Raw genomic sequence first — 10,011 nt, forward strand, 5'->3', positions numbered from 1 at the left:
GCCCTCGCCGAAGGCGATCATCCACTCGTGGTCCTGGTAGAACTGCTGGCGGCCGGTCAGCGTGCGCCACGGTATGAGTTCGTGGACGTTGGTGTAACCGGCGTTGTAGCTGACGTTGTCGTCTTCCAGGCCAGACCAGATCGGCGAGCTGATGATCTTGCGCGGTTGTACCTGGATGTCACGGAAGCGGATCGCCTCGTGTTCCTTGCCGACGGCCAGGTGTGTGTGCTCACGGCCGGTGAAGGTTTCAAGCGAAGCCCACGCCTTGACCGCAACGTGACCGTTCGTCTCCGGCGCCAGGTGCAGGATCGCCTCGGCGGCGTCGATCGCGGTCTCCAACTGCGGACGGCCCAGGCTGATGCCGTCCTCGACAACCGCGTGGTTGAGCTTGGCGAGGAAATCGACCTCGTGCTTGGTGTCCCAGCTCATTCCCTTGCCGCCGTTGCCCTGCTTGTCCAGCAGGGGGCCGATGGAGGTGAACTTGCGATAGAGGTTGGGGTAGTCGCGCTCGACCACCACCATGTTGGGCGCTGTTCGACCGGGAATGAGCTCGCACTCGCCCTTTTTCCAGTCGGTAACGCCGAACGGCATGGCGATCTCGCCCGGGGTGTCGTGCAGGGTAGGAACCAGTACCAGGTCCTTTTCCACCCCAAGCACGCCGGGCGCCATCGCGCTGACTGTGCGGGCGATGCCCTTGAAGATGTCCCAGTCGCTGCGTGCTTCCCAAGCCGGATCCACTGCCTTCGACAGGGGATGGATGAATGGATGCATGTCGGAAGTGTTGAGGTCGTCCTTCTCGTACCAGGTGGCCGTGGGCAGGACGATGTCGCTGTAAAGCGCCGTCGTGCACATCCGGAAGTCGAGGGTCACAAGCAGGTCGAGCTTTCCTTCCGGGCCCTCTTCACGCCACTTGACCTCCTCGGGCTTGGTCGCGCCACGTTCGCCGAGGTCCTTGCCCTGGAGGCCGTGCCGGGTGCCCAGCAGGTGCTTGAGCATGTACTCATGGCCCTTGCCGGAACTGCCAAGCAGGTTCGATCGCCAGATGAAAAGGTTGCGTGGGAAATTCTCGGGCGCATCCGGGTCGGAGAACGCGAAGTCCAGGCTGCCGTCCTTGAGCTTGCCGACCGCGTAGTCGACAGGCGCAACGCCGGCCGCTTCGGCTTCCCGTACCAGCTTCAGCGGGTTGGTGTTGAGCTGGGGGATCGACGGGAGCCAGCCCATTCGCACGGCGCGAAGGTTGTAGTCGGCGAGGGAGCCGGTGAACTTCGCCGGGTCCGCGAGTGGCGAAAGAATCTCGCTCACATCCAGCTTCTCGTAGCGATACTGGCTGGAGTTGAAGTAGAAGAACGACGTGCCGTTCATCTGGCGCGGCGGCTTGCTCCAGTCCAGCCCGAAGGCGATCGGCGTCCAGCCGGACTGCGGGCGCAGTTTTTCCTGGCCCACGTAGTGGGCCCAGCCGCCGCCAGTCTGGCCGACGCAGCCGCACATCACGAGCATGTTGATCAGCCCGCGGTAGTTCATGTCGTTGTGGTACCAGTGGTTCATCGCTGCGCCGACGATGATCATCGAGCGCCCGTGGGTCTTGTCCGCGGTGCGCGCGAACTCCCGCGCGACCTGGATGACGTCCAGGCGCGGCACGCCCGTGATCTTCTCCTGCCAGGCCGGCGTGCCGGGGACGTTGTCGTCGAAGCTGGAGGCGACGTTTCCGCCGCCGAAGCCGCGGTCGACGCCATATTGCGCCAGCATCAGGTCGTACACGCTGGCGACCGCCCATTCCTTGCCGTCCGCCAGGACCACGCGCTTGACCGGGATGTTGCGGTCGAGCACGTCGGAGAACTTGGACTCGGTCCAGTACTCGTTTTCCACGCCGCCGAAGTAGGGGAAGCTGACCGACTCGATGGCGTCGTGGTGGTCCTTGAGCGACAGGCGCAGGCGCGTTTCGCGGCCCTGACCGTCCTTCTCTTCAATGTTCCAGCGGCCCTTTTCGCCCCAGCGGAACCCGACCGAGCCATTGGGCACGGTGATGTCACCGGAAATCTCGTCGAAGGCGAGGGTCTTCCACTCGGGGTTGTTGGCCTCGCCGAGGCCCCCGAGGTCGGACGCCCGCAGGAAGCGTTCGGGGACCAGTCGTCCGTCGGCGCGCTTCTCCAGCCGCACCAGCAGCGGCATGTCGCTGTACTGGCGGCAATAGTCGGTGAAGTACTTCGACGGGTTGTCGACGTGGAACTCGCGCAGGATCACGTGGCCGAAGGCGAAGGCGAGGGCGGCGTCGGTGCCCTGCTTGGGGTGCAGCCAGTGGTCGGTCAGCTTGGCGACCTCGGAATAGTCCGGGGTGATCGCGACCGTCTTGGTGCCGTTGTAGCGGGCTTCGGTGAAGAAGTGGGCGTCGGGTGTGCGCGTCTGCGGCACGTTCGAGCCCCAGGCGATGATGTAACGGCTGTTGTACCAGTCCGCCGACTCGGGCACGTCGGTCTGTTCGCCCCAGACTTGCGGCGAGGCCGGCGGCAGGTCGCAGTACCAGTCGTAGAAGCTCAGGCAGGCGCCGCCAAGCAGCGAAAGGTAGCGTGCGCCGGCGGCATAGCTGACCATCGACATCGCCGGGATGGGCGAGAAGCCGACCACGCGGTCCGGGCCGAACTCTTTGGTGGTGTGGAGGTTTGCGGCGGCGATCATCTCGTTCGCCTCGTCCCACTCCACGCGCACGAAGCCGCCCATGCCGCGCTTGCTCTTGTAGCTCTTGGCCTTGGCGGGGTCGCTGATGATCGAGGCCCAGGCATCGACCGGCGCCATCGTCTTGCGCGCCTCCCGCCAGAGCTTGAGCAGGGCCGAGCGCATCAGCGGGTACTTCACGCGGTTGGCGCTGTAGAGGTACCAGGAGTAACTGGCGCCGCGCGGGCAGCCTCGCGGCTCGTGGTTCGGCAGGTCGGGGCGGGTGCGCGGATAGTCGGTCTGCTGGGTTTCCCAGGTGACCAGCCCGTTCTTGACGTAGACCTTCCAACTGCATGATCCGGTGCAGTTCACGCCGTGCGTCGAGCGCACGATCTTGTCGTACTGCCAGCGCTTCCGGTAACCGTCCTCCCAGCTCCGGTCCTCCTGCTTGGTGGTTCCATGGCCATCCGAGAACGGCTCAGCCGCCGGTTTCAGGAAGTTGAGCCGATCAAGGAAGTAACTCATGCGTATGCTCCTGGCGGAAATCGCTTGCAGCGGGCTGGGAAGTCATCAACCGCGGTCCGTAGACCGGATGCGGCCGGCGCCAAGCGCCTGTCCCGGGTGGCTGGGTGCGACAGCGCACTGACGGAATGGGCCAAAGTATGCCGGAAAAATTCAGGCGCTTTTCTGACATGCGTCAAGTCAGCCCGACCCGGCGGAGGCGACCTGGCGTCGCCGGCTGTCCCGGACGTCCACCTCGAGTCGGACCTGCAGCGGCGCCGAGTCCGGGACCGCCAGCTCGAGCGTGAAGCCGTCGCGCCGGGGGCGCTCGGATGTGAAGGCGCGAAAGTCCGCCTCGGGGGCCGTGAGGCGCCATTCGCCGGGCACGGGGCACGCCAGGCTGGCCTCGCCACCCAACACCAGGCTCCATGCCCATGCGCCGAGTGGAGTCTTCACAAGCCCGCGCAAGGCATCACCGGCCAACAGGCGGTCGAGCTCCGCTTCGGCGAGCCGGACGCGGGCGGATTGACCTTCAAGTTGGAGCTTCATGCGGTGCCGGCCCCGCGCGCGTCACGCCGCAGCGGTGATGGGGCGGCCGTCGGCGAGATCGCCACGTGGTCATCGCCACACAGGGTGCAGCCCTCGCTCCACTCGCTGGCGCCGTCCACGAAGTGTTCCTGCTTCCAGATGGGCGCCTGGTGCTTGACCGTCTCGATCACCTCGCGGCACGCGCGGAACGCCTCGTCCCGGTGCGGGCTGCCCACCGCGATCACCACGGCGAGGTCGCCTATCGCCAGCCGGCCCTTTGCATGGCCGACGTAGACCTTGAGTGCGGGCCCGAACGATGCCACGGCGGCTTGCGCCGCACGGGCGAACACCGTCAGGGCCAGTGGGTCGAACATGTCGTAGTGGATGCCGGTCACGGCGCGCCCATGCGACTGGCGGCGGACTCGACCGATAAACATGTCGATGCCGCCAAACGCGTCGTCCGATACGAAAGCCAGCGCCTCGGCGGGGTCGAGCGCCGCATTGCCAATATCGCGCACGACGGTCTGTATGACGGTGGGGTTGGCGGCCATGGTCAACCCCCGCTCACGGGCGGCAGGATGGCGAGGTGGCCATCGGGCGGAACGGGGTCGTCATTCCGCAGTACGGCTTCCTTCGAGGCGAGCACCGTGCTGCGCAGGATCCGCTCGTGCCAGCCATCCCAATGGCTTGCCGCATACGCGCCAAGCGCTGCTTTCACGTCGCCAATGGTGGCGCCGTCCGCGCAAGTCAGTTCGATGGCGCTGCTTTCCTGGAAGCGCCGATAGACGCCGAACAGCTGGAGGGTCACTTGCATGGTTCAGGCCTCGCAAAAAAGGTTGGAATGGATGTGTCCAAGCGGCAGGACGTCCACCAGGCAGCCGGCGGCCACCAGTTCGGAATCCTCCGGCAGGATGGCCCAGGCGCGAGAATCGAGCAGGGGACGGGTACGGAAGGATTCCTGGCCTTGCAGCAGGCGGACCCGGACTCGTCCGTCGCCGTCCAGTTCGAGCGACGCCTTCTGAAGCATCGCAAAGCCAGGCTTCTTGCTGACGTCGGCGGCGAGCGGCAGGCGCCAGGGACGCTCATCGGGCATCCCGAGCATGCGGCGAAGGGCGCCTTCGACGAAAAAGCGTTGACCCACTGCGCTGGAAACCGGATTGCCGGGGAGGCCAACGCAAAGAACCCCGGAGGGCAGGGTAGCCGCAAGCAGCGGCTTGCCCGGGCGCATGCGCACCTTGTGGAAAAGCAGTGAGGCGCCCAGTTCGCTCAGCACCTCGGGCACGAAGTCGTATCTACCCATGGAGACCGCACCGGTGCTGACCACCACATCGGCGCCTGCGGACTGCGCTGCAAGCACGGCCTCACGGAAGACGGCCGGGTCGTCGTGGATCGTGTGGTTGATGATGACCTCGGCGCCAGCGAGCGCCAGGCGGCGGGCGAGGAAGGGCCCGTTGGTGTTGTAAATCTGTCCGCTGGCGAGGCCCGCGCCGGGCGTATCGATCAGCTCGCGGCCCGTGCACAGCAGCGCGACTCGGGGGCGCCGGCGTACCTCGAGTTCGGAGACGCCGATGCCGCCGAGCAGCATCGCAACCGAGGGGTCCACCCAAATCCCGGCCGGCACCGCGCAGTCTCCTGCGGCGATGTCCTGGCCGCGCAGGCGCACGTGCTGGCCGCGCCGGGGCGCGGATCCGAGGGCGATTCGGGAGGGTTGGCCGGCCGGATGACGGGCAAGCACCGCCACGTCCTCCACCGGCACCACCGTATCGAACCCGTCCGGAACCCGGGCCCCGGTCATGATTTCCCAGGCCCCCAACCCCGCTGTGCTTGCGAGGTCACCTGCCGCCTGCTCGCCGGTAACGTCGAGGACGAAGCCGCCGTCGAGCTCCCCGGCATAGGCGAGCGCGAAGCCGTCCATGGCGGCGTTGTCGAACGGCGGCAGGTCCATCGGGCTGATCACCGGCGCGGCCGTCACCCGCCCATCGGCATTCGCGAGCGCCACGCGCTCGGTGCCGAGTGGCCTCACGGCTTCGCGGACTAAGGCCCGCGCTTGCTCAAGAGGCATCACGGGTGGGCCTCCCCGGCCACCATCGCCAGCGCATGCGCGAACAGCGGCGCAAGTATGGCCATGCCCTGCGTCACCGCCTTGGGGCTGCCCGGCAGCAGGATGACGAGCGTGGACTCCCCGACCAGGGCGGCGTCGGCGCGGCTCAGCCAGGCCAACGGGGTGTGGGCGCTGCTGGCCGCGCGGAACAGGTCGCCGAGCCCGGGCACGCGGCGGGACGCTACCCGGGCCAGTGCCTCCGGCGCGAGATCGCGCGGCCCAAGGCCGGTGCCCCCGGTGCACAGGACCAAGCGGACACCCTCGGCGGCCGCGGTGGCGAGCGTCGTGGCCAAGGGCTCGATGCCATCGGGAAGCAGCGCCTGCCGTACGCTGGCGCCGAGTCCTTCAAGTACCCGCACTGCTTCGGGGCCGGAGAGGTCGTCGTAGGCTCCCGCGCTGGCGCGATCGCTGAGCGTGACCACGAGAACCGGGACGCCGTCGAGGCGGGGGGCCGCGCGCGGGCGGTAATGCGCACGCTCGGCTTCGTCCAGCCCTTCAGGGTGGAGCCACAGCCCTTTCTTGCCACCCTCCTTGAACAGCAGGCGCATTCCCGCCAAGGCCAGGGCCGGCTCGACTGGCTTGGTCAGGTCGTAAAGTGTCAGCAGCGCCGCGTTGAGGCCGGCCAGAGCCTCCATCTCGACCCCTGTCCGCGCCTCGAGGCCAACCTCGCAGTACACGCGAACCGCGTGGCGCTCAGGCACCAGCACGCAGCGGATATCGACGTACTCAAGATTGAGCGGATGGCACAGCGGCATCAGCATCGAGGCTTGCTTGGCACCCTGGATGCCGGCGACTTCAGCCATCGCCAGGGCATCTCCCTTGGGCAGGCGGCGGTCACGCAGGGCGGCGAACCCGACCGGGCCGGCGTGCAGTTCACCGACCGCGACGGCACGGCGCGGCGTCGGCCGTTTACGTCGCACGTCGGCCATGTGGAAGCCTTGTGGGGCAGGGGTGTTCACGCGTCAGCCTCCGATCGTGGAAAGGTTGCTGGTCAGGCCGGTTTCACCCTCGTGGAGGCGATGCCCTGCGTCCTTCTCGCCCAGTTGGATGCCCAGCGTGGCCAGCAGCTGGTCGCGCTGGGCATCGTCCTGCAGCAGCGGCCGGAGCGGAATGCCCGCTTCGCCGAAGAGGCACAGGCGCAGGTCTCCCGTGGACGTGACGCGCAGGCGGTTGCATCCAGCGCAGAAGTCCTTGGAGTAGGGCGCGATGATCCCGATCCGGCCCAGGAACTCGGGGTGGGCATACTCCCGGGCCGGGCCGGCGTCCACCGCGCGCGGCAGCTCACGCCAGCCGCCGGCGCGAAGCTTTTCTTCAACCACGCTCGCCCGCAGGTGGTGGCGCTGGAAGTATTCGAGGTTGTCGCCGGTACGCATCAGCTCGATGAAGCGCAGCGAAACCCGTCGGTCGCGCAGATAGTCCAACCAAGCTGGGAGCTGGTCGTCGTTGAGGCCTTTGAGCAGCACTGCGTTGAGCTTGACCGCCCCGAAGCCGAGGCCGAGCGCGCGATCGATCCCGGCCAGCAGATCGGGCAGGCGGTCGTGGCCGGTGATCGCCGCGAAACGCTCGCGCTCAAGGGCGTCGACGCTGACGTTGAGATGGGTCAGGCCAGCGTCCTTCCATGCGGAAACGCGACGCAGCAGCAGGCAGCCGTTGGTGGTCATCGCCACCTTTTCGATCCCCGGCTGGGCGGCGGCTATGGCCAGGATCTCATCAAGATCGCGTCTCAGCGACGGCTCTCCGCCGGTGATGCGCACCTTGCGCATGCCGGCCAGCGCGAAGGCCGCCAGAAGTCGCCGAATCTCGTCGGTGGCCAATTGAGGCGGACGGCAGGACGTGGCACGGAAACCCGAGGGCAGGCAGTAGGTGCATGAATAGTTGCACGCGTCGATGACCGACAGGCGCAAGTAGGGAAAGCTTCGGCCGAAACGATCGCCGAGGGTCATTGTCACGATGTCGCTCCTTTCCAATACCGGGAGGCAGCGCCGTTTCCAGCGACACCCGTGCGGCCCGCAGGCCACGGGTCGTCCACCATGCCGCAGCGAAGGGGGAACGACTCGGAGGCCCCGGGTCGCCCCGGGGATTGGCGCACTTTACGTGTAGCTGGATACAACAGGTGTTGATGCGGATCAAGTTTCTGGCCCAATGTGCCGGGCTTGACCCGGATCAAGGTCGCCACCGGCCGCAAACCCGGACACTGGCGGCACCCAGCCTCCGTAGTCATACCCATGCATGGCCCCAATCACGGTCCGGCGGATCCGCTCGACTTTCGCGAGCTCGCTCCACCCATGCCGCTGATGCGCAGCATGGACGCCGCCAAATTGCTTCGGCCCGGTGACAGCCAGGCGGTCCTCACCCCGTTGTGGCCTCTGCCACTGTTCTCTGCATTGAGCGACGCCGGTTTCGAGTGGAAGGCCAGCCACCTGCCTTGCGGCGGGGCTCGGGTTGACATCCGCAGGCCAGATGTCGGGCCTTGATGTCCAGCGTTCGCCGCCTGTCGATCGTCCGCTGCGTTTCTTCGGCGGCGCGATCGCCTGGGGGCTGGCTGCGGGGCTTCTGATGGCTTGGCTAGACCCCGCGCTTTGGGCTACGCGTTGGCACCCGGACCTGCTCGCGCTGGTCCATCTGGTGGTGCTCGGCGTCATCGGGCAGGCGTGCCTGGGCGCGCTGCTGCAGTTCCTCGCAGCGGCCGCCTCCTCGCCTCCTGCGGGCACGCCGCGGGCATGGAGGCTCCTGCATGCGGCATGGAACGTTGGTGTCGCCGTCCTGGTTTCCGGCTTCATCTGGGTGCAGCCCGTCGCCCTGCAGATTGGCGGCGTCGTGCTGACACTGTGCCTGTGTGCCGTCTGTGGCGCGATGCTGCTTGGCCTCGCGCGATCCAATGGTCCGGCATGGTTGCGCGTCGGATTGGCCATCCCGCTCGTTGCGTGGCCCCTTGTCGCTGCGCTTGGCGCGGTGCTCGTCGCGGCCATGATCGGGCGGTTGGAGCTGGATCTTGCGCGCTGGACAGATATTCATGCCATTGCCGGGGTCGGCCTGGTCTTCACGGCCTTGCTCGCCAGCGTCTCGCTGGTGGTGATGCCGATGCTGATGGGTACAGGCCGTCCCGACCGGTTGTTGCGCTGGCTCGGATTCGCGCCGGCGATGGCGACGCTGTCGATCCTGATTGCGCGGTTCGCGGACAACGAAATGGCGACATTACTCATGGGCATCGCGCTGGCCGCGCTGGCCGCAGTTGCACTGCTCGCGCTGGCCCGGCGGCCGCATCGGCGGAACGCGCCGCTGGTTGCGTCGTGGTGTTTGGGTCTTGGACTCGCCGGCATGGCCGGGATGATCTGGGTCGCCAAGGGCGCGTCTGCCGGGCTGGTGCCGGCGGCGATGCTGCTTGGCGGCAGCCTGCCGCTGCTCGTGCTGTCCATGATGCTCGAGATTGGGGCGTTCATCGGCTGGATTGAGCTGCACCGTGAGTGCAAACGCGGCCAGCAGCTGCCAGGCGTCCACTTGCTGCTGCCTGACCGGGCGAAATGGCGCTGGCTGGGCGCCCAGACCCTTGCGACAGGCGGGCTGGCCTGGCTCGCGGCGCATCCCTCATTGGCGCTCGCCCTCGCAGTCGCCGCGTGCTGGAGCTTCGCATTCGTTCTATTGGCACTCGCAATGAGTAGCCCGCGGCGCGCGACACGCACCTTCCAGCTCCAAAGGAGCCTGGCATGACGCAAACCAAGCCGCCCCTCGTCTACTCCTGTTCTGGCTGCTCCAGCGCCGCCCAGATGGCGAACCAGATGGCGTTGCGCCTTGACCGGGAGCGCCTTGCCGAAATGTCATGTATTGCTGGCGTAGGAGGCGGGGTGCCTGGACTGGTTAAAACCGCACGCAGCGGTCGCCCTATCCTGGCGCTGGATGGCTGCGCAATGTCCTGCGTCACCGCCTGTCTCGCGTGTGCGGGCGTCCAGCCAGATCACCACGTACTGCTGTCATCGTTCGGCGTCAAGAAGCGCCCGTACGTCGATGTAGACGCGGCCCAACTTGACTCGCTGTACGCGAGGGTCGTGCGTCCTGCGGCGCTCGCCCTTGGCGCGCTGGCTCTGCCGGGGAAGGTCGCCGATGCCAGCTGATCCCCGCCTGGCGTTTGCGCGCGGTCTCATCGACCGGCTCGACGCCGGCATCGTGGCGCTGGCCGCGGCGCGTCGCCGCGCGGTCGTCCTCGCGGCACGGGCCAAACCTCCAGGCCTGGGGCG

The 10,011-nt window shown here is 67.3% G+C and carries 10 protein-coding genes and 1 riboswitch; of the genes, 3 read left to right on the forward strand and 7 right to left on the reverse strand.

Features of this window, described 5'->3' with window-relative positions; genetic code table 11:
- From Q0C12_RS13560 to moaA, 7 genes are all read right to left on the reverse strand, one after another.
- On the reverse strand, positions 1–3,174 hold a 3,174-nt coding region (locus tag Q0C12_RS13560; protein WP_290891070.1), incomplete at its 3' end, for a nitrate reductase subunit alpha.
- A 177-nt stretch (positions 3,175–3,351) separates the two neighbouring features.
- The gene (locus Q0C12_RS13565; RefSeq protein ID WP_290891072.1) at positions 3,352–3,699 is read right to left on the reverse strand and encodes a hypothetical protein; all 348 of its coding nucleotides are present in this window, start codon (positions 3,697–3,699) and stop codon (positions 3,352–3,354) included.
- The gene (locus Q0C12_RS13570; RefSeq protein ID WP_290891074.1) at positions 3,696–4,229 is read right to left on the reverse strand and encodes a molybdenum cofactor biosynthesis protein MoaE; all 534 of its coding nucleotides are present in this window, start codon (positions 4,227–4,229) and stop codon (positions 3,696–3,698) included. Before Q0C12_RS13570 ends, Q0C12_RS13565 begins: the two co-directional genes overlap by 4 nt.
- A gap of 2 nt (positions 4,230–4,231) precedes the next feature.
- Positions 4,232–4,486 carry a MoaD/ThiS family protein gene (locus tag Q0C12_RS13575; protein WP_290891077.1) on the reverse strand — a complete coding sequence of 85 codons (255 nt, stop codon included), beginning with the start codon at positions 4,484–4,486 and terminating at the stop codon, positions 4,232–4,234.
- Between the two features lie 9 nt (positions 4,487–4,495).
- The gene (locus Q0C12_RS13580; RefSeq protein WP_290891083.1) at positions 4,496–5,740 is read right to left on the reverse strand and encodes a molybdopterin molybdotransferase MoeA; all 1,245 of its coding nucleotides are present in this window, start codon (positions 5,738–5,740) and stop codon (positions 4,496–4,498) included.
- Positions 5,740–6,708: a bifunctional molybdenum cofactor biosynthesis protein MoaC/MoaB gene (moaCB, locus tag Q0C12_RS13585; protein WP_290891085.1), complete on the reverse strand. Its 969-nt coding sequence runs from the start codon at positions 6,706–6,708 to the stop codon at positions 5,740–5,742. Before moaCB ends, Q0C12_RS13580 begins: the two co-directional genes overlap by 1 nt.
- A gap of 33 nt (positions 6,709–6,741) precedes the next feature.
- Positions 6,742–7,722 (reverse strand): GTP 3',8-cyclase MoaA, encoded by a 981-nt coding sequence (moaA, locus tag Q0C12_RS13590; protein ID WP_290891087.1) that lies wholly within the window; start codon positions 7,720–7,722, stop codon positions 6,742–6,744.
- 13 nt (positions 7,723–7,735) lie between these two features.
- A riboswitch (molybdenum cofactor riboswitch) is annotated at positions 7,736–7,839 on the reverse strand.
- Between the two features lie 165 nt (positions 7,840–8,004).
- On the opposite strand from moaA, the gene Q0C12_RS14890 reads away from it, so the two are divergent.
- Genes Q0C12_RS14890 through Q0C12_RS13600 form a run of 3 tightly spaced genes read left to right on the forward strand, consistent with a single transcriptional unit; the run spans position 8,005 to position 9,888 of the window.
- Positions 8,005–8,253, forward strand: a complete 249-nt coding sequence (locus Q0C12_RS14890) for a DUF2249 domain-containing protein (protein ID WP_343212464.1) — start codon at positions 8,005–8,007, stop codon at positions 8,251–8,253.
- Positions 8,240–9,487, forward strand: a complete 1,248-nt coding sequence (locus Q0C12_RS13595) for a hypothetical protein (protein ID WP_290891079.1) — start codon at positions 8,240–8,242, stop codon at positions 9,485–9,487. Before Q0C12_RS14890 ends, Q0C12_RS13595 begins: the two co-directional genes overlap by 14 nt.
- Positions 9,484–9,888, forward strand: a complete 405-nt coding sequence (locus Q0C12_RS13600) for a putative zinc-binding protein (RefSeq protein WP_290891081.1) — start codon at positions 9,484–9,486, stop codon at positions 9,886–9,888. The genes Q0C12_RS13595 and Q0C12_RS13600 overlap by 4 nt, the downstream gene beginning before the upstream one ends.
- Positions 9,889–10,011: the final 123 nt, after the last annotated feature.

The organism is Arenimonas sp. (assembly GCF_022842045.1).
Classification (GTDB): Bacteria; Pseudomonadota; Gammaproteobacteria; order Xanthomonadales; family Xanthomonadaceae; genus Arenimonas.

What these genes read in the sequence shown, in the direction of transcription:
- Q0C12_RS13565 (WP_290891072.1), bottom strand. Translation starts at nt 3,699, where the DNA reads ATGAAGCTCCAACTTGAAGGTCAATCCGCCCGCGTCCGGCTCGCCGAA.
- Q0C12_RS13570 (WP_290891074.1), bottom strand. Translation starts at nt 4,229, where the DNA reads ATGGCCGCCAACCCCACCGTCATACAGACCGTCGTGCGCGATATTGGC.
- Q0C12_RS13580 (WP_290891083.1), bottom strand. Translation starts at nt 5,740, where the DNA reads ATGCCTCTTGAGCAAGCGCGGGCCTTAGTCCGCGAAGCCGTGAGGCCA.
- moaCB (WP_290891085.1), bottom strand. Translation starts at nt 6,708, where the DNA reads ATGGCCGACGTGCGACGTAAACGGCCGACGCCGCGCCGTGCCGTCGCG.
- moaA (WP_290891087.1), bottom strand. Translation starts at nt 7,722, where the DNA reads ATGACCCTCGGCGATCGTTTCGGCCGAAGCTTTCCCTACTTGCGCCTG.
- Q0C12_RS14890 (WP_343212464.1), top strand. Translation starts at nt 8,005, where the DNA reads ATGCATGGCCCCAATCACGGTCCGGCGGATCCGCTCGACTTTCGCGAG.
- Q0C12_RS13595 (WP_290891079.1), top strand. Translation starts at nt 8,240, where the DNA reads ATGTCGGGCCTTGATGTCCAGCGTTCGCCGCCTGTCGATCGTCCGCTG.
- Q0C12_RS13600 (WP_290891081.1), top strand. Translation starts at nt 9,484, where the DNA reads ATGACGCAAACCAAGCCGCCCCTCGTCTACTCCTGTTCTGGCTGCTCC.